The sequence below is a fragment of the Sphingobium fuliginis genome (assembly GCF_004152845.1).
GTDB lineage: Bacteria > Pseudomonadota > Alphaproteobacteria > Sphingomonadales > Sphingomonadaceae > Sphingobium > Sphingobium fuliginis.
Map to the genome: position 1 here is coordinate 962,893 of NZ_SEON01000001.1, position 17,620 is coordinate 980,512.

Consider the following 17,620-nt stretch of genomic DNA (forward strand, 5'->3'; position numbering starts at 1 on the left):
CGGCCTTACGCGCTTGGGCCATGGTCGGCAACCTGCCCTTCCGGTCGCTCATCCAGCCAGTGCCGCAGCAGATGCCAGGCGACCGCCATCGGCGGCGGCGCGATGAAGGGCGCGTCCTCTTCGCCAGCCATCGCGGCGCGAACGCCAGCCTCGTCGCACCAGAAGGCATGTTCGATCTCATTTTCATCGATCTTCAGCGCGTCGTCATCGGCCTGCGCCGTGCAGGCGATCATCAGCGAGGAGGGGAAGGGCCAGGGCTGGCTGGTCACATAGCGCACGGCATGGGTGGCGACGCCCGCTTCCTCCTTGATCTCGCGGATGACGGCTTCCTCCAGCGTCTCGCCCGGCTCGACGAAGCCGGCCAGCGCCGAATAGCGCCCCGCCGGCCAGCTATGCTGCCGCCCCAGCAACACCCGCCCGCGATGTTCGGCCAGCATGATCACCACCGGATCGACGCGGGGGAAATGCTCGGCCCGGCACGACCCGCATCGCCGCGACCAGCCCGCCTTGACCGGCGCCGTGCGCTGCCCGCACACCGAACAGAAGCGATGCCGCGCATGCCAGGCCAGCAGGCTGCGCGCCGCGCCGTAGAGGGCAACCTCATGCCCCGGCACCTCATCCGCCAGCGCACGGCTGCGCGGCGTGGCGAAGAAGCTGTCCGGCGCATCCGCCAGCAGTTCCACGAAGATCGGCCGCTGCTGCTCATCCACGCCCAGCAGCGCATGATGCTCGATCCAGGCATCGTCCGGCAGCGGCTCCATGACCAGATGCCCGCCCTCGACCACCGGCTCCAGCCCTTCCAGCACGACGCGGCGCGCCAGCGGCGAGGCAAAGGCCTCCGCCAGCAAAGCGGGATTGGTGCGGACATGGTCGACCCGGTCCAGCCGTCCCCCGCCAAAGGCCACGAGCCGCGAATAGGGGGCGTTAGAGCCGTGCATCGTCCATTCTCTCCTTCATCGCTGCCTCGGCGGCGCGAGCGAACAGGGTCGGCAGGCCCGCCTTCCCGATGTCCGCCACGGGCCACCATTCGCCCTCGCCGGGCGGCGTCACGTCCGGCCCCACATGGGCATGGTGCACCGTCAATGCGAGGGAGAAATGGGTAAAAACATGCGCGACTGGCTCGGCCACCCGCCGCCATGGCGCGGCAAGCGGCGGCGTCGCGTCGGGCGCATCGTTCCAATCCGACGAAGGCAGCGCCCGCATGCCGCCCAGCATGCCCTTGTCGGGCCGCCGCACCAGCCAGACATGTCCGTCGGGCCGCTCGATCCACCAGCCATGGCCCAAGCGGTGCGGCTTGGCCTTCTTCGCCGCCTTGACCGGGAAAGCGGCGGGATCGGCGGTGCGGAAAGCCGCGCAATCCTCCCGCAAGGGGCAAATGCCGCAGGCGGGGTTGCGCGCCGTACAGATGGTCGCGCCCAGGTCCATCATCGCCTGCGCGAAGTCCCCGGCGCGGGCATCGGGCGTGATCGCGTCGGTCGCGGCGCGAATCTCCGGGCGCGCCGCGGGCAAGGGCGTGGCGATGGCGAAAAGCCGCGCCACCACCCGCTCGACATTGGCGTCGACCACCACGGCGCGCCGCCCGAAGGCGATCGCCGCCACCGCCGCCGCCGTATAGGCGCCTACGCCCGGCAGGGCGCGCAGGCCCTCTTCGGTATCGGGAAACACCCCGCCATGGTCGTTCGCCACCGCCCGGGCGCAGGCCAGCAGATTGCGGGCGCGGGCATAATAGCCCAGCCCTGCCCAGGCGGCCATGACCTCGGCATCCTGTTCCGCCGCCAAAGCCGCCACATCGGGCCAGCGCTGCGTGAATTTCGCGAAATAGGGCCCGACCGCCGCCACCGTGGTCTGCTGGAGCATCACCTCCGACAGCCAGACGCGATAGGGATCGGCGGCATTGGCCCCCGGCGGGGCGCGCCAGGGCAGTCTGCGCGCATGCACATCGTAATGAGCGAGCAGATCGGATGCTATTTTCTGGATGTTACCCTCGACGCGCATGCCGCCCCTATGCCATTAAGCGAGGCATGACGGAACGCCCCCCGACTCCCAAAATGAAAAGCCGCAAGTCGGATGCGGAAGACCGCCCGCGCATCGGCGCGCCGCGCCGAATCGCGGACCTGATGCCCGCCATCGGCGCCGCCGCCTTCCGCAAGTTCGGCTTCGTCCAGTCCAGCATCGTCACCCGCTGGGCGGAGATCGTCGGCCCGCATTATGCGGCGATCAGCGAACCCGAATCGATCCGCTTCCCGGTCGGCAAGAAGGCGGGCGGCACATTGCAGCTCACCGTCATGAGCGGCCATGCACCGATGATCCAGCATGTGCTGCCCGACATTGTCGAACGGGTGAACCGCTTCTTCGGCTATGCCGCCGTCGCCCGGGTGGCGATGAAACAGGGGATGGTCCAGGCAAGGGAACCGGAACGCCCCCCCCCCCCGGTCAACCTCAAACCCATTCCGGTCGAGCTGGGCGATTCCCTGCGCGACATTGGCGATCCGGAACTGCGCGCGGTGCTGGAATCCCTGGCGCAAGGGCTGGCCAACAGCAGCGGTTTGCCCAAGATCAGCTAGTATCGCAGTTGAGCAGTTCAAACTTGACAACCTCAGCCGTGACAGGGGCGGCGCATCACTGGACCACCGCATGACGAAAATCCGTTTGGCTTTCCTCGCCCTGCTCGCCATTTCCGCGAGCGCATCCCTGTCCGCATGGGCCGCCCCCGCCGCCGACTGGCTGGGCCGGATCGCCCTCTCTCCCATGGGCGGCCATGTGCTGGGCAATCCCGCCGCGCCGACGAAGCTGGTCGAATATGTCAGCTACACCTGCTCGCACTGCGCCCATTTCGTGGGAGAGGCCAGCGAGCCGCTTCGCGCCCGTTATGTGAAGGGCGGCACGCTGAGCGTCGAAGTGCGCAACGCGGTGCGCGACCGATATGACCTGACCGCCGCGCTGCTTGCCCGCTGCGGCGGCCCGAGGCGCTTCTTCGGCAATCATGAGGCGCTGTTCGCCAATCAGGATGCCTGGATGGAAAAGCTCCAGGCCTATGAGAAAGACGCCGCCAAGCCCGCCGACCAGAAGGCCGCGCTGCGCGACATCGGGCAAAAGACCGGCCTCTACGCCCTGATGGCGAAGCGCGGCTACAAGCCCGCCCAGCTCGACGCCTGCATCAACGATCCCGCATCGATGAAGCAGATCCTCGCCATGACGGACGAAGCCTGGAACAAGCTGCGGATCGGCGGCACGCCTGCCTTCACGCTAAACGGCACGCTGGTTCATGGATCGGACTGGACGCGGTTGCAGGCTGCATTGCCCTGATCTAAACCCTTCGACGACAACGCCCGACGATACGGAGCCCAGAACAACGTGAAAGCCCTTTCCGGACTTGCCCTGATCGCCCTCAGCCTGACCGTCGCCGCCTGCGGCAAGAAGGAAGGAGGCAGCGCCACCTCCGCCGAACCGGTCGCCGCCGTCGCCGCGCCGGCCGGCACCAAATGGTCGGAGACGATCGCCACGACGCCCGACGGCCATTTCGTCATGGGCAATCCCAATGCGAAGGTGAAGCTGGTCGAATATGGCTCCTACACCTGTTCGCACTGCCGCGACTTCGCCGCCGAATCGGCCGAGGAGATCAGGCAGATCGTCGATTCCGGCAAGATGAGCTTCGAATTCCGCAACTATGTGCGCGATCCGATCGACATTTCGACGGCGCTGCTGGCCCGTTGCGGCGGCAAGGACATCTTCTATCCGCTGTCCGACCAGTTCTTCGCCAACCAGAACGCCATGTTCGAAAAGGCGCAGGCGCTGGGCGACGAAAGGTACAAGGCGCTGATGAGCGCGCCCCCGGCCCAGCGCTTCGGCCAGCTCGCCGCCGCCGTCGGCCTGGTCGACTTCGCCAAGCAGCGCGGCATATCGGAAGATCAGGCGAAGCAATGCCTGGCCGACACCGCCGCCGCCGAAAAGCTGGCCAAGGGCGTAGAGGACGCCAATCAGCAATATAAGATCGAGGGCACGCCGACCTTCATCCTGAACGGCGTGACGGTGGAGAACACCGCCGCCTGGCCCGCGCTGCGCACGAAGCTCAAGGAAGCGGGGATCTGATTGGACAAGGGGGGGCTGACATCGTCGGTCCGGCTTCCTGCTGATGGCGGGGCGGCTCCGCGCTGCCCCGATCTTGCACGATGCAGATAAAGCGCCTCAAGCTCTCCGGCTTCAAGAGCTTCGTCGACCCGACGGAGCTGCGCATCGAACCCGGCCTGACCGGCATTGTCGGGCCCAATGGCTGCGGCAAGTCGAACCTGCTGGAGGCGATCCGCTGGGTCATGGGCGAATCCAGCGCCAAGTCGATGCGCGGCGGCGGCATGGAGGATGTGATCTTCGCGGGCACCTCCACCCGCCCGCAGCGCGATTTCGCGGAAGTCTCGCTGCTCACCATCCAGGAACAGGGCGAGCTGTTCAATGCGGTGGAAGTCGGTACGGACGGGGAACTGGAAGTCACCCGCCGGATCGAGCGCGGGGCGGGCAGCGCCTATCGCGCCAATGGCCGCGACCTCCGGGCGAAGGACGTGTCGCTGATCTTCGCGGACGCCGCCACCGGCCCGCATAGCCCCGCTCTGGTCAGCCAGGGGCGCATCGCCGCCGTGATCGCCGCCCGCCCGCAGGAACGCCGCGCCATGCTGGAGGAAGCGGCGGGCATTTCCGGCCTGCATGTCCGGCGCAAGGATGCCGAACAGAAGCTGCGCGCCGCCGAAGCGAATCTGATGCGGCTGGACGAAATCCTGTCCGACATGGACGCCCGCGCCAACAGCCTGCGGCGTCAGGCCAAAGCGGCGGAGCGCTATATCCGCCTGTCGGAGCAGATCCGCATTGGCGAGGCGCGGGTGATCTTCGCCCGCTGGCGCGAGGCCGCCGCCAGCGCGGACGCCGCCCGTGCCGAAGCCAAGCAGGCCGAAAGCGCCGTCGCCGCCGCGCAGGAGGCGCAGCAGGCAGCAGCCGTCCATGCCAATGCCGCCGTCGAAACGCTTGCGCAGAGACGCGCCGCCGCCCAGGCCGCCCGCGACGCCGCGAGCGAAGCAGGCCACAAGCTCGCCGCGCTGCGCACCGAGCGCGACGGCGTGGTCCGCCGCCTCCACGACCTCGCCCAGCAGGCCGCACGGCTGGAAGAGGACAGGGAGCGGGAAGGCACGCTCGCCAACGACGCGGCGGAGGCCATTGCCCGCCTCGCTGGCGAGATCGCCGTGCTCAAGGCGCGCATCGCGCAAACCGAAGCGATGCGTCCCGATTTCGCCGGGCGCATCGCCCGCGCGGAGGATACCGCCCGCGACGCCGAACTCGATCTTGCCAAGGCGATGGCGAAGCAGGCGGGCGAGCAGGCGGAACTGCGCGTGGCAGAGGCTGCGCTGGCCGCTGCGCGCACCCGCCTCGACCGCGCCTCCCGCGAGGCGCAGCGGCTGGAAGCCGAAGCCGCCGCGCTGCCCGACCCGGCGCCGCTGCAAGGGAAAAGGGCCGAAGCGATCGCGGCCCAGCAGCAGGCCGGCACCGACCGCGACGCCGCCGAAGCCGCGATCCGCGCCGCCGAGACCAGCCGTGCCGAAGCGGCCGAGGCCCGTGCCGCCGCCGAAGCCGCCCTGTCCTCCGCCCGCGCCACCCTTGCCGCGCTCGACAGCGAAGCCGCTGCGCTCCAGCGCGCCGTCGACAGCGGCACAGGCAACCGCAGCCGCGCGCTCGACCGGCTGAAGGCGGCGCCCGGCTATGAACGCGCGCTCGCGGCGGCGCTGGGGGACGATCTGGAAGCGCCCATCGCGACCGAAGGCAAGCGGCGCTGGGCCGGCGCCGCCGCGCTCGCCGGCGACCCGTCCTTGCCCGAAGGCTGCGCCGCCCTCTCCGCCCATGTCACCGCCCCGCCCGAACTCGCCCGCCGTCTGGCGCAGGTCGCGGTGGCGGACGGCGACGAAGGCCAGGTCCTTGCGGTCGGCCAGCGTCTCGTCACCAGGGACGGACAGCTTCGCCGCTGGGACGGCTATGTCGCCATCGAGGGTGGCGCCGCCGCCGCCGAACGGCTGATCCGGCTCAACCGCCTCGAAGCCATTGCCGCCGCCCGGCCTGCCGCCGAAGCCGAGGTCGAGACGGCCCGCGCCGCGCAGGACGCCGCCTCGATGCGCGAGCGGGAGGCGGCCCAGACGCTGGCCGCCGGCCGCACTCAGCTTGCGGATGCGGACCAGCGGCTGCGCACCGCCCTGCGGGCCGCCGATGAAGCCGCCACCGCGCTCGAACGGCTGATCGGGCGCCGCGAGGCGATAGAGGAGCGGTTGAGCGAAGCCCGCGGCGACCTCGCCGCGGCGCAGGCCGAGCATGACAAGGCGCAGGCCGGCCGCGCCGCCATGCCCGATGGGGAGGAGACCCGCGCCCAGGTCGCCACGCTGCAGCAGGCGAGCGAGAAGGCAAGGCTCGCCGTCAGCCAGCTACAGGCCGATCAGGCGCTGGCGGATCGCGCGCTCGCCAGCGACCGCGAACGCATGGCCGCCGCCGATGCGGAGGCCAGGGGGTGGCGCGCCCGTGCCGGCGAAGCGGCCAAGCGCATCGCCGCCATGGTCGAGCGTGGCGAGGGCATAGCGAAGGAACGGGCCGAGATCGCGGACCAGCCGGACGGTCTGGCCGCCGCCATCGCCATGTTGAGCGAGCAGGGCGACACATTGACGCAGGCCGCGGACGCCGCCCGCCGCGAGGAAAGCGAAGCCGAAGCCGCGCTCCGCGCCGCCGAACAGCGCGCGGCGCAGGCGGGCGAAGCGCTCGCCAACGCCCGCGAAGCCCGCGCCACCGCCGCCGCGCGTGCCGAGGCGGCGGATGAGAAGCGGGTCGAAACCAACCGCCTCTCCGGTGAACGCTTCGAGTGCCCGCCGCCGGTCCTGCCGGAGAAACTGGGTTTCGCCAGCGCCGACATCCGCATCGCCCAGAGCGAGCAGGCTGAGCATGACCGGCTCGTCACCGAACGCGAGCGCATCGGCCCGGTCAACCTCGTCGCCGCGCAGGAACTGGAGGAGCTGGAGGCCACGCAGGCCAACAGCCGCGCCGAAAGCGAGGAACTGACCCAGGCGATCAACCGCCTGCGCGGCTCCATCGGCAGTTTGAACAGGGAGGGGCGGCAGCGCCTGCTCGCCGCGTTCGAGGCGGTGGACGGTCATTTCCGCCGCCTGTTCACCACCCTGTTCAACGGCGGCCAGGCGCATCTGGAACTGATCGACAGCGACGATCCGCTGGAAGCGGGGCTGGAGATCATGGCCCAGCCGCCGGGCAAGAAGCTCGCCGCCTTGACGCTCCTTTCCGGCGGCGAGCAGGCGCTGACCGCCGTCGCCCTGATCTTCGGGCTGTTCCTGACGAACCCCGCGCCGATCTGCGTCCTGGATGAAGTCGACGCGCCGCTGGACGACGCCAATGTCGAGCGTTTCTGCGACCTGCTCGACGCCATGGTGGGGCAGACCGACACGCGATACCTGATCGTCAGCCATAATGCGGTGACGATGGCGCGCATGCACCGGCTGTTCGGCGTGACGATGGTGGAACGGGGCGTCAGTCGGCTGGTTTCGGTCAATCTGGGCGGCGCGGAGGCACTTCTGGCGGCGGAATAGCTGATCCTATTTTCGTAACCGTCATTCCCGCGGAATCGGAAATGACGGAAAAGAGAGCTACCCCCCCTCCGTCCATCCACGCATCCGGCGGAAAAGTCCGCGCTCCGTGATCGGCTCCAGCATCTCGCCCGGTCCTTCGGGATCGAGCACCTCATGATCCGCCAGCCAGGCCTGCACGTCGTTCAGGTCAGGCGTCACATAGGGCCGCAAGGTCCGTCCCGGCCTGTCGCGCAACTGTTCGATGGCCGCGATCAGCCCACGCTCGGCAATCACCGCCGCCACGCGCTCGACGGGCAGGTCTAGATGCTCCGCGACCAGATCGTCGCGGATCCCCCGGATCGCATCCTCGCGCCCCGCATTGGCGGGCAGCGCGGAATCGATCGTCACGTCGCATTCGGTGTCCAGCCGCATCGAGCGGTTGTTCATGTTGGACGATCCGACGCGCAGCACCCGATCGTCGACGATCAGTATCTTGGCATGGACATAGATCGGCTCCCCCCGCGCGGTGAAGGGATGATAGAGCCGGAACCGGTCATGGACGTCCCGAGCCTTCAGCGCCTCGAACAGCCGGGCGCGGGCCGTGTCCATCGCCTGCTGCTCCAGCCAGCCATCGGCCTGTTCCGGGTTGACGATGACGATTTCCGGCCCGTTCTCTTCCGCCAGCCGCGCCGCAATCGCCTCGGCAATGCGGCGGGAGGCGAAATATTGGCTCTCCGCGTAGATATACCGCCGCGCCGACGCGATCTGGTTCACATAGAGCCGCTCGATCTCGATCAGCGGCTCCTGATCCTCCATCTCCGGCGCGGAGCGGGATATGGCGATGTCGACATCCTCGAACTGCACCGGCAACGCATCGGGCCAGCAATCCTGCTCGCCCTCGACCGGCGCCAGTTCCCCGCCGCCCGCACCCGTCCACCGCGCCCGCGCATGCTGGCCCAGCGCCGCGGCCACCGGTCCCTGCAAGGCGGTCGTCGCGTCATGCCAGGGGCCATAGGGCGAGCCGTCCGGGTGCCGCCGCCATGGTTCCTCATCACGGTGATGCCGCGTGTCCCAGCGGTCGGCCGTCATGTCGATCCCGCCGCAAAAGGCGAAGCAATCGTCGATCACCACGATCTTCTGATGGTGGGAGGCGGCGGTCGGATGATGGCTGTCCAGCTTTACGGTGATGCGCGGATTGGCCATCCAGCGGACCGTGGTGAACAGGTTGGACGGACGCACCATGGACTTCATCGCCCCGACATCCCATCGCAGCAGGAATATCTCCAGTTCCGGGGTCCGCTCCACCAGCCAGCTTATGAAATCCCCGATCACCGTGGGCGCGCCGTCGCTCGCCTCATCCTCCCGGATCAGCGTGATCGCGGCATCGAAGTCCCAGCCGATCAGCATGATCCGCTGCTTCGCCTTCATCATCGCGGCGCGGGCATGGCGGAAATAGGCATCCGCATCGATGATCACGCTGGCCTTCAGCGCCCGCGCGATCCGCCAGCAATCCTCTCCCTCGCGCGGACCGTTCATGCGCTTCCCACCACCAGACAGCCCAGGAACATCAACAGCCCCGCAAAGCGATTGGAGCGGAATTTGGCCAAGGGATCGATGCCGTCCTCCTTCAACGTCGCGACCTGCCATCCCAGATGCGCCGCCATCGGCAGCAACGCCGCCAAAGCCAGACCCTGCGGCCGGACCTGCCAGATCGCGCCGCCCCACAGCGCCAGCGCGAGCGCATAGCACAGCGCCACGCCCGCGCGCACATGCCTGCCCATGGACAGGGCGCTCGACCCGATGCCGATCAGCGCGTCGTCCTCCCGATCCTGCAAGGCATAGATGGTGTCATAGCCCATCACCCAGACGATGCAGCCGCCATAGAGCAACAACCCCGGCAGGGCGAGGGTTCCCGCCACCTCGCTCCACCCGACCAGCGCGGCCCAGGAAAAGACCAGCCCCAGCCAGATTTGCGGCCAGCCGGTGATCCGCTTCATGAAGGGATAGGCCGCCACCAGCGCCAGCGAGCCCAAGGCGACGATCTGCGCATATGGATGCAGTTGGAGCAGCACCGCCAGCCCGACCAGGCAGAGGGACAGCAGCCATATCCACGCCGTCCCCAGCGACACCGCTCCACTCGCGAGCGGGCGCGACGCGGTGCGCGCCACCTGCCGGTCGAGGTCGCGGTCGACGATGTCGTTGAACACGCATCCCGCGCCCCGCATGGCGATGCTGCCCAGCAACAGCCAGAGGATCAGCGGCCAGTGCGCCCACGCGCCCCCCGCCAGCGCCACCGCCCATGCCCCCGGCCAGAACAGCAGCCACCAGCCGATCGGCCTGTCGAACCGCGCCAGCAAGGCAAGCGCGCGGGGAATGTCCGGCAATCGCGCCACCAATCCGCGCGCTTCGCTGTCGGGAACGATGCTACTTGCCACACTCACTCCGTTCGCCCTGTTTGACCGAGTCCCTTGCCTCGTTCAAATGTCGAAGGGCTCACTTGCTCTTTAGAGAAGAAAAGGGCTTCGACAAGCTCAGCCCGAACGGAGTTCGAACCGAATGACCGCAACCCCCGCCTGGCCGCCGCAAAGCGCCCCGCGCCTCCATGTCGAAACCCTGCTTGGCGAGGGCGTTTCCGTGCCCGTCGACGGCAACCCGGCCCATTACCTCATCAGCGTCATGCGGGTGAAGCCGGACGACATCGTCCTGCTGTTCGACGGCCGCTCGGGCGAATGGGCGGCCCGGGCCCGCGACATCCGCCGGCGCGACCTGGTGCTGGAGGTCGTCAGCCAGACCAGGCCGCCGGAGGACGTCCCCGATTTCTGGCTCTGCTGCGCGCCGATCAGGAAGGGCCGCATCGACCTGATCGCGGAAAAGGCCTGCGAATTGGGGGTGGCGCGGCTGCAGCCCGTGCTTACCCGCCGCGCCGTGGTGGACCGGCTCAATCTGGATCGCCTGCACGCCCATCTGGTGGAGGCGGCCGAACAATGCGGCCGCACCGCGGTTCCCGATCTTGGGGAGATGGTGAAGCTCGACGCGCTGCTTCGGGATTGGCGCGACGATCGCTGGCTTTTCTTCGCGGACGAGACCGGCGGCGAACCGCTGGCCGATACGCTCAAGGCCCATCCCGGCCCCGCGGCCTTCCTGATCGGCCCCGAGGGCGGCTTCGACCCCGCCGAACGCGAAGCGATCCGCGCGCACCGCCAATCCGTGGCCGTCTCGCTCGGCCCCCGCATCCTGCGTGCCGAAACCGCCGCCATCGCCGCGACGACTGCATGGATGACGATCAACGGGGACTGGCGATAAGGGTATCCCAACATCGTTTTCTTCCGCAACCGGATTGAAGCCGTCATCAACGCAGCTTATTTGAGCGCCGAACGTTGCGGCTTTGACGCAACCGGGGGAAAGATTAAGGCGGGGCATGAGCACCAGAACCGACTCAGGGGGGACCGATCCCATCATCGAGAGCCGCGACCAGTTGATCGCGGCCTTCGCCAAGGGCGCCAAGCCCAAGGATCGCTGGCGCATCGGCACGGAGCATGAGAAATTCGTCTATGCCAAGGCGGATTTCCATGCGCCCAGCTATGATGAGCGCGGCGGCATCCACACGCTGCTGATCGGCCTTACCCGCTATGGCTGGAACCCGGTGTTCGAGGGGGAGAATATCATCGCCCTCTCCGGCACCGACGGCACCATCAGCCTGGAACCGGCGGGGCAGCTCGAACTGTCGGGCGCGCCGCTGGAAAATCTGCACCAGACCTGCGCGGAGACCAGCCGGCACCTGGAACAGGTCAAATATGTCGGCGACATGCTGGGCCTGGGTTTCCTGGGCCTGGGCATGTGGCCGGACAAGACGCGCGAAGAACTGCCCATCATGCCCAAGGGCCGCTACGACATCATGCTGCGCCACATGCCGCGCGTCGGCACGATGGGCCTGGACATGATGCTGCGCACCTGCACCATCCAGACCAACCTCGACTATGGGAGCGAGGCGGACATGGTGAAGAAGTTCCGCGTCTCGCTGGCCCTGCAACCTCTGGCGACCGCTTTGTTCGCCAACTCGCCCTTCACCGAAGGCAAGCCCAACGGCTTCCTCTCCTATCGCAGCCATATCTGGTCGGACACCGACCCCGGCCGCACCGGCATGCTGCCCTTCGTGTTCGAGGACGGCTTCGGCTATGAACGCTATGCCGACTATGCGCTCGATGTGCCGATGTATTTCGTCTATCGCGACGGCCGATATATCGACGCGGCGGGCCAGAGCTTCCGCGACTTCCTGAACGGCGAACTGCCCGCCCTGCCCGGCGAGAAGCCGACCGAGAAGGATTGGGAGGATCATCTTTCCACCGCCTTCCCGGAGGTGCGAATGAAGAGCTTCCTCGAAATGCGCGGCGCGGACGGCGGGCCGTGGAACCGCATCTGCGCGCTGCCGGCGCTATGGGTCGGGCTGCTCTATGACGAAGGCGCGCTGGACGCCGCCTGGGATCTGGTCAAGGACTGGAGCATGGAGGAACGGCAGGTTCTGCGCGATTCCGTGCCGAAACTGGCGCTGGATGCCCCCATCGGCGGCAATCGCAAGCTGCGCGACATCGCTGGCGAAGCGCTCGACATCGCCCGCAGCGGCCTTTCCGCCCGCGCCCGGCTCAATGCGTCGGGCGACAATGAAAGCGGCTTCCTCGCCCCGCTGGACGAGATCGTGGCGTCGGGCCGGACCCATGCCGAACGCCTCCTCGCCCGCTATCATGAGGAATGGAAGGGCGACCTCAGCCAAATCTACGCTGAAGAAAGCTTCTAGGCGGGATTGGCGGGATGCTGGAGAACGACGGCATCCCCCATTCGTCATGCTAAACTCGTTCAGCATGACGGGCCTTCGAATGCAGGAAACGAACAGCTATTCGGCAGGCTGAACCGCGCTCAAAGGCTTCCGCCCCGCTGCCCACGCAAAAAAGCGCGGCACTACACCATTGCGCGCCATCCACTCGCTATAGGCCCGATATTCTGAATCGGCGCTCAAATGCGCTTCCTCGGTCTTCGCGCGCCAATAATAGACCGCGTTGGTCACGCCCAGCAGCGCGCAGTTCCGCACCACATCGGTCAAACTCCCTGACAGGCTCAAAAAAGGCAGGGCTGAAAACCACCAGAACAGATTCTTCGACAGATAGGCAGGATGCCGCGTCCAGCGATAGGGGCCATGCGTCAGAATGCCCCGATGCGTCAGGTTGGAAAAGCGCAGCCCGAAGGCGACCGTCGCCCAGGCGTAGATGGCCGTCAGCAATACCAGCCATCCGCCCAGCAGCCATTGCAGGACGCCATGCCCCCGCGTCCAGACATCCCATTCCGCCCCGCCCGCATGATAATCGAGCGGGCCGCCATTGCCCATCAGCACGAAGGGCGGATAGCAGATCAGCGCCGCCACCCACCCGGCCAGCAGCGGATTGGCGGTGCGGATATGCGAATCCAGCGGCTTGCAGGTCAGCATATAGCCGACCGTCGCCATGCAGACGTCGATCATGAACATGACCGCGATCAGGAAGCTCGCCAGAGCCACCGGATGGCTGACCGCATCCTCGATCCGCCATTCGACCACGCTGGCGAAATTGCCGGGCACGATCGACAGCATGAAGGCAAGGAAGAAGCCCTTCACCGCCCAGGCCCGGGCATGATGGGCGACCTCGGCCTTGTCCGCAGCGCCGGCGGCCCCGCCGATCACCCATTGACCGAAGGCATAGCCTGCGTCCCTGGGCTCGACCAGCCGCCGGTCCAGCCAGATCACATAGGGCACCGATGCCGCCAGCAGCCAGGGCGCCGCGCCCATCAGCACATTCATGGAAAGGCGATAATCCCCGCTCCAGTACCAGCGGGCGATGCAATAGAAGACCGCTATGGCAAGCCATGTCGCCCACAGGCCGGCGATCTTGACGATGCTGACATCCAGCACCGCCCGCCACGGCCGCGCGGGCGCGGTCCAGTCGATCCCCGTCGATGCGCGGCGATGCACCTTGTCGACCAGCAGCGACCACGACACCATCGGCAGGCCGCAGGCGACGACCGCGGCAAAACCCGCATTCGGCCCATTCATCCCATAATGGCGCGCGACCAGCGTCCAAAGCCCCAGCCCGACCAGCCCGGCCACGCCAACACCGTGGCTGACGGCGGACTTCGGACAGGGATCGGCTTTGTCGCTCATGCCGCGGCCCTAGCGGAAATTGGTAAACAACCCCCGAAGGTCGGAAGGGGGGAATGTCCGCATCTGGCCACATCCCGAACGCCCGCTTTAAAACCCGTCGGTTCAGATGCCGCCCAGCACATTGATGGTGAACGCCAATATGCCCAGGTTGAACAGGAACGCCGCGAGGCAATGGAACAGCGCCGCCTGCCGCATGCCCCGGCTGGTCACCGACACGTCGGATGTCTGGAACGTCATCCCCAATGTGAAGGCGAAATAGAGGAAATCCCAATAGCCCGGCTCCTGCATGTCGGGAAAATCAAGCCCGCCGCTGTCGCCGCCCTTGCCATCGCCCAGATAGAAGATATGCGCATAGTGCATCGCATAGACGAGATTGGAAAACAGCCAGGCCAGCGCCAATGTCGCCAGCAGCAGCGCGACCGCCGCCTTGCTCGGCCCGCCATGCTGGCTGACCGCCACGCCGACGGCGACCAGGATCACCACCGACACGATCCCGGTCAGCAGCAGCATCAACTGCCGGTTCGCATCGTTTTCCGCCGCCTTGCGCCGCATCGCATCCGCATCGGAATCCAGCAGCGGCCAGACCGACAGGATGAACGCCAGCGCCGCCAGGTCGAACCCTGCCATTACCGCCTCATGCCAGCGCAGCACCAGGCCGAACGGCGCCATGCTGGCCAGCAGGGCCAGGAACATGCCATAACGCCAGGGAAATATCCGGGATCGGTTCATGGGCGCATCAAAGGCATAATCCGCGCCCTGCACAAGACGCTTTATATCACCGCCGCGATCAGCCCCAGCGCCTGCGCTTCGTTCGCCTCCAGATACCAGTTTTCCGGCGCGCGGTTCAGCAGTTCCTCCATGGAAACCTGCGATCCCAGGATCAGGTTCGCAAAGCCCTCATTCTGGATCGCGATCGACGCCTCTATCTCATGCAGCGTCGCCTTGAGCGAGGCGATGCAGGTCGACAGCGGCCCTTCCAGATGGATGTCCCGGGTAATGATCCGCTCATGGATCATCAGCCGCGTGCCCCGCGCCAGATAGCGGTTTTCCGCCGCGAAGAAGCTCATGAAGGTCACGCCCGCCGAATAGACCGCCGTCTTGCCCAGGAAAACCAGCCGCCGGTCAGGATAGAGATCGGAATGGAAGCGTATATCCTCCCCCATCATCCGGGCGATTTCCGGGTCGCCGCCCAGGGTGGCGATCTCCACCACCACCAGCCCCTGCTGCGGCGCGGACGAAAGGCAATTGCGGAAATGCAGATACATGCCATGGTCGACATAGCCCGACAGCATGATCGCGGGAAATTCGAAATCCTTGGGGCCCAGCAATGGCGCCTGAATCGACATGAAAAACGGCTCCTTCCTTCGCCCCTCGCCGGCTGCTCTACGCGCGGGCCGGCAAATGGTGCCTTTGCTCCGTCGGTTTTTAGCTGGCGCCCTGCCGGAGACGCCCCTAAAGAACAGACCATGACCAAAGGGCGGGGCGCATGATCGCGAAACTGAAAGGGCGGCTGGACAGCACGGGCCTGGACCATGCCATCATCGATGTGGGCGGCGTCGGCTATCTGGTCGGCGCCTCCTCCCGCACCCTGTCGGCGCTGGGGCCGGTGGGGGAAGCGGTGACGGTCCATACCGAAATGCTGGTGTCGGACGATGCGATCCGCCTGGTCGGCTTCGCCCGGGCGGAGGAGCGCGACTGGTTCCGCCTGCTGACCGGTGTGCAGGGCGTGGGTTCCCGCGTGGCGCTGGCCATACTTTCAGCGCTGGAACCGGCGGAACTGCACCGCGCCGTCGCGACCGGCGACAAGGCGATGATCGCCCGCGCCAACGGCGTCGGCCCCAAGCTGGCCCAGCGCATCGCCAATGAGCTGAAGGACAAGATCGGCGCCGTGCCCACGCCGGCCGGCGGGATCGGCGGCGGGTTCGCCCCGCTGCCGACCGGCGGCCACAGCGCCGATGCGATCTCCGCGCTGCAGAATCTGGGCTTCAAGCCCGCCGAAGCCAGCACCGCCGTCGCGGCGGCGGAAGAGGAACTGGGCGAGGGCGCGTCACTGGACGCGCTGGTCCGCCTGGCGCTCAGGAAAGCGGCGAAATGATGCGTCTCCCCCTCCCCACCCGTCATGCTGAACTCGCTTCAGCATCCATCAGGCCTCTCGCACCGAAGGGAGGAGACGATGAAAGAACCGTGCGTCTATATCCTGGCCAGTCAGCCTCATGGCACGCTGTATATCGGGGTGACGTCGAATCTGCCTGGGCGGCTGCATCAACACCGCACGAACGGCATCCCGGGTTTCACCGAGAGATATGCCGTCCACAGTCTCGTCCGTTTCGAAATGTGCGACACGATGGAACAGGCCATTATCCGGGAAAAGCAACTCAAGCGCTGGCATCGGCAGTGGATGATCAATCTGATCGAGTCCGAAAATCCGCGGTGGATCGACCTGGCTCCGGGCCTTGGTTTATCGCCTATCCATCCGAACCAGCGGCACGATGGATGCTGAACCGAAGGTCGGCGCAAGCCAAACAAGTTCAGCATGACGGTTGGGGCAGGCGTCGCGCATGAGCGAGGATCGCCTGATCTCCTCCACCCGGCGGGTCGAGGATGCCGACGCCGCGCTGCGGCCCAAATCGCTTGCCGAATTCATCGGCCAGCAGGGCGCGCGGGAAAATCTGCGTATCTTCATCGAGGCCGCCCGGGGCCGCGGCGAGGCGCTGGATCATGTGCTGTTCTTCGGCCCGCCCGGCCTTGGCAAGACGACGCTGGCGCAGATCGTCGCCCGCGAAATGGGCGTGGGGTTCCGCGCCACATCCGGCCCTGTGATCGCCAAGTCGGGCGATCTGGCCGCGCTGCTCACCAATCTGGATGAGGGCGACGTCCTTTTCGTGGACGAGATCCACCGGCTCAACCCCGCGGTCGAGGAAGTGCTCTACCCCGCCATGGAGGACCGGGCGCTCGACCTGATGATCGGGGAAGGCCCCTCCGCCCGGTCTGTGCGGATCGACCTGCCGCCCTTCACCCTGGTGGGCGCAACCACGCGGCAGGGCTTGCTGACGACGCCCCTGCGCGACCGCTTCGGCATTCCGGTGCGGCTGCAATTCTATACCGTCGATGAGCTGGAACTGGTGGTGCGCCGCGCGGCCCGGCTGCTGGACCTTGCCATCACTTCCGACGGCGCGGTGGAGATCGCCCGGCGTTCCCGGGGCACGCCGCGCATCGCCGGACGGCTGCTGCGGCGGGTGCGCGACTTCGCCAATGTGGCGGGCGCCCCGGCCGTGGATGCGAAGGTGGCCGATGCCGCGCTGACCCGGCTGGATGTCGACCATCTCGGTCTCGACCTGATGGACCGCCGTTACCTGACCATGATCGCTGACATCTATCGCGGCGGGCCGGTGGGAGTGGAAACGCTCGCGGCAGGCCTCTCCGAAGCGCGCGATACGATCGAGGAAGTGATCGAGCCTTATCTGATCCAGCTCGGCCTGATCGCCCGCACTGCGCGGGGACGCTGCCTCAACGGGCCGGGCTGGAAGCATCTGGGACTCAATCCGCCCTCCAATGTCCAGGATGGCTTGTTCGATTAGGATCGGCAGGTTCCTTCGACTGCCTGCAAGACAGGCGCTCAGGACAGGCTCAGGGCGAACGGGAAGAAAAAAGCGCGCGGGCTGCGTCCGATTTAACGCAGCGCGCTCTAGGCAGTAGTGACATTTTAGGGATTCACGACGGTTTGGATTTGTGATTCAAGGCTGGCTTTTGGAGGCTGGCGTGGAAGGCGAAGTGCTGCGGGATGATCAGTGGGAGCGGCTGCGGGAGTTCGTTCCGGGCGGGCGCAAGGGCAAGCGCGGTCCTC

The 17,620-nt window shown here is 67.1% G+C and carries 16 protein-coding genes and 1 pseudogene; 10 read left to right on the plus strand and 7 right to left on the minus strand.

The features are described 5' to 3' along the window. Positions 1-5: 5 nt before the first annotated feature. Complete coding sequence (gene nudC, locus EWH10_RS04860; RefSeq protein ID WP_044660438.1) at positions 6-938, minus strand: NAD(+) diphosphatase; 933 nt, start codon at positions 936-938, stop codon at positions 6-8. Next, complete coding sequence (locus EWH10_RS04865; RefSeq protein WP_044660439.1) at positions 925-1,995, minus strand: A/G-specific adenine glycosylase; 1,071 nt, start codon at positions 1,993-1,995, stop codon at positions 925-927. The genes nudC and EWH10_RS04865 overlap by 14 nt, the downstream gene beginning before the upstream one ends. 26 nt (positions 1,996-2,021) lie before the next feature. Here EWH10_RS04865 and EWH10_RS04870 point away from each other — a divergent pair, with 26 nt between their 5' ends. The 4 genes from EWH10_RS04870 to smc all read left to right on the plus strand — a co-directional run bounded on the left by EWH10_RS04870 (position 2,022) and on the right by smc (position 7,613). Next, positions 2,022-2,564, plus strand: a complete 543-nt coding sequence (locus tag EWH10_RS04870; protein WP_044660440.1) for a DUF721 domain-containing protein — start codon at positions 2,022-2,024, stop codon at positions 2,562-2,564. 70 nt (positions 2,565-2,634) lie between these two features. Next, positions 2,635-3,306 carry a DsbA family protein gene (locus tag EWH10_RS04875; RefSeq protein ID WP_044660441.1) on the plus strand — a complete coding sequence of 224 codons (672 nt, stop codon included), beginning with the start codon at positions 2,635-2,637 and terminating at the stop codon, positions 3,304-3,306. 48 nt (positions 3,307-3,354) lie between these two features. Continuing rightward, entirely contained in the window at positions 3,355-4,089 is a 735-nt protein-coding gene (locus EWH10_RS04880) for a thioredoxin domain-containing protein (protein WP_044660442.1), read from the plus strand. Between the two features lie 80 nt (positions 4,090-4,169). Continuing rightward, complete coding sequence (gene smc / locus EWH10_RS04885; protein WP_130029830.1) at positions 4,170-7,613, plus strand: chromosome segregation protein SMC; 3,444 nt, start codon at positions 4,170-4,172, stop codon at positions 7,611-7,613. Positions 7,614-7,670: 57 nt separating this feature from the next. On the opposite strand, the gene EWH10_RS04890 is transcribed toward smc, so the two are convergent. Together EWH10_RS04890 and ubiA are read right to left on the minus strand one after the other, a co-directional pair. Then, positions 7,671-9,128, minus strand: coding sequence for a phospholipase D-like domain-containing protein (locus tag EWH10_RS04890; protein ID WP_044660444.1), 1,458 nt, complete (start codon positions 9,126-9,128; stop codon positions 7,671-7,673). Continuing rightward, positions 9,125-10,027 carry a 4-hydroxybenzoate octaprenyltransferase gene (gene ubiA / locus EWH10_RS04895; protein WP_044660445.1) on the minus strand — a complete coding sequence of 301 codons (903 nt, stop codon included), beginning with the start codon at positions 10,025-10,027 and terminating at the stop codon, positions 9,125-9,127. The genes EWH10_RS04890 and ubiA overlap by 4 nt, the downstream gene beginning before the upstream one ends. 121 nt (positions 10,028-10,148) lie before the next feature. Between ubiA and EWH10_RS04900 the strand changes: the two genes are divergently transcribed. Both EWH10_RS04900 and EWH10_RS04905 read left to right on the plus strand, forming a co-directional pair. Continuing rightward, positions 10,149-10,895, plus strand: coding sequence for a 16S rRNA (uracil(1498)-N(3))-methyltransferase (locus tag EWH10_RS04900; protein WP_044660446.1), 747 nt, complete (start codon positions 10,149-10,151; stop codon positions 10,893-10,895). A gap of 115 nt (positions 10,896-11,010) precedes the next feature. Then, positions 11,011-12,384 carry a glutamate--cysteine ligase gene (locus EWH10_RS04905; RefSeq protein WP_044660447.1) on the plus strand — a complete coding sequence of 458 codons (1,374 nt, stop codon included), beginning with the start codon at positions 11,011-11,013 and terminating at the stop codon, positions 12,382-12,384. Positions 12,385-12,480: 96 nt separating this feature from the next. Here EWH10_RS04905 and EWH10_RS04910 read toward each other — a convergent pair whose 3' ends face one another. From EWH10_RS04910 to EWH10_RS04920, 3 genes are all read right to left on the minus strand, one after another. Next, the gene (locus tag EWH10_RS04910; protein ID WP_044660448.1) at positions 12,481-13,776 is read right to left on the minus strand and encodes a methyltransferase family protein; all 1,296 of its coding nucleotides are present in this window, start codon (positions 13,774-13,776) and stop codon (positions 12,481-12,483) included. A 102-nt stretch (positions 13,777-13,878) separates the two neighbouring features. Continuing rightward, positions 13,879-14,505, minus strand: a complete 627-nt coding sequence (locus EWH10_RS04915) for a DUF1345 domain-containing protein (RefSeq protein WP_044662832.1) — start codon at positions 14,503-14,505, stop codon at positions 13,879-13,881. Between the two features lie 41 nt (positions 14,506-14,546). Then, on the minus strand, positions 14,547-15,122 hold the full coding sequence (locus EWH10_RS04920) for a peptidase S14 (RefSeq protein ID WP_025550553.1): 576 nt from the start codon (positions 15,120-15,122) through the stop codon (positions 14,547-14,549). Positions 15,123-15,262: 140 nt separating this feature from the next. Here EWH10_RS04920 and ruvA point away from each other — a divergent pair, with 140 nt between their 5' ends. The 4 genes and pseudogenes from ruvA to EWH10_RS04940 form a co-directional block, all read left to right on the plus strand. Beyond that, positions 15,263-15,871 (plus strand): Holliday junction branch migration protein RuvA, encoded by a 609-nt coding sequence (ruvA, locus tag EWH10_RS04925; RefSeq protein WP_044660449.1) that lies wholly within the window; start codon positions 15,263-15,265, stop codon positions 15,869-15,871. Between the two features lie 78 nt (positions 15,872-15,949). Further along, positions 15,950-16,276 carry a GIY-YIG nuclease family protein gene (locus EWH10_RS04930; protein WP_044660450.1) on the plus strand — a complete coding sequence of 109 codons (327 nt, stop codon included), beginning with the start codon at positions 15,950-15,952 and terminating at the stop codon, positions 16,274-16,276. Between the two features lie 58 nt (positions 16,277-16,334). Next, a complete protein-coding gene (ruvB, locus tag EWH10_RS04935) occupies positions 16,335-17,354 on the plus strand; it encodes a Holliday junction branch migration DNA helicase RuvB (RefSeq protein WP_044660451.1) in 1,020 nt (339 codons plus the stop codon). A 181-nt stretch (positions 17,355-17,535) separates the two neighbouring features. Then, positions 17,536-17,620: pseudogene (locus tag EWH10_RS04940) on the plus strand (IS5/IS1182 family transposase); the annotation flags it as partial.

Coding starts and splice junctions, on each gene's coding strand:
- nudC (WP_044660438.1), bottom strand. CDS start 938: ATGCACGGCTCTAACGCCCCCTATTCGCGGCTCGTGGCCTTTGGCGGG.
- EWH10_RS04865 (WP_044660439.1), bottom strand. CDS start 1,995: ATGCGCGTCGAGGGTAACATCCAGAAAATAGCATCCGATCTGCTCGCT.
- EWH10_RS04870 (WP_044660440.1), top strand. CDS start 2,022: ATGACGGAACGCCCCCCGACTCCCAAAATGAAAAGCCGCAAGTCGGAT.
- EWH10_RS04875 (WP_044660441.1), top strand. CDS start 2,635: ATGACGAAAATCCGTTTGGCTTTCCTCGCCCTGCTCGCCATTTCCGCG.
- smc (WP_130029830.1), top strand. CDS start 4,170: ATGCAGATAAAGCGCCTCAAGCTCTCCGGCTTCAAGAGCTTCGTCGAC.
- EWH10_RS04890 (WP_044660444.1), bottom strand. CDS start 9,128: ATGAACGGTCCGCGCGAGGGAGAGGATTGCTGGCGGATCGCGCGGGCG.
- EWH10_RS04900 (WP_044660446.1), top strand. CDS start 10,149: ATGACCGCAACCCCCGCCTGGCCGCCGCAAAGCGCCCCGCGCCTCCAT.
- EWH10_RS04905 (WP_044660447.1), top strand. CDS start 11,011: ATGAGCACCAGAACCGACTCAGGGGGGACCGATCCCATCATCGAGAGC.
- EWH10_RS04910 (WP_044660448.1), bottom strand. CDS start 13,776: ATGAGCGACAAAGCCGATCCCTGTCCGAAGTCCGCCGTCAGCCACGGT.
- EWH10_RS04915 (WP_044662832.1), bottom strand. CDS start 14,505: ATGAACCGATCCCGGATATTTCCCTGGCGTTATGGCATGTTCCTGGCC.
- EWH10_RS04920 (WP_025550553.1), bottom strand. CDS start 15,122: ATGTCGATTCAGGCGCCATTGCTGGGCCCCAAGGATTTCGAATTTCCC.
- ruvA (WP_044660449.1), top strand. CDS start 15,263: ATGATCGCGAAACTGAAAGGGCGGCTGGACAGCACGGGCCTGGACCAT.
- EWH10_RS04930 (WP_044660450.1), top strand. CDS start 15,950: ATGAAAGAACCGTGCGTCTATATCCTGGCCAGTCAGCCTCATGGCACG.
- ruvB (WP_044660451.1), top strand. CDS start 16,335: ATGAGCGAGGATCGCCTGATCTCCTCCACCCGGCGGGTCGAGGATGCC.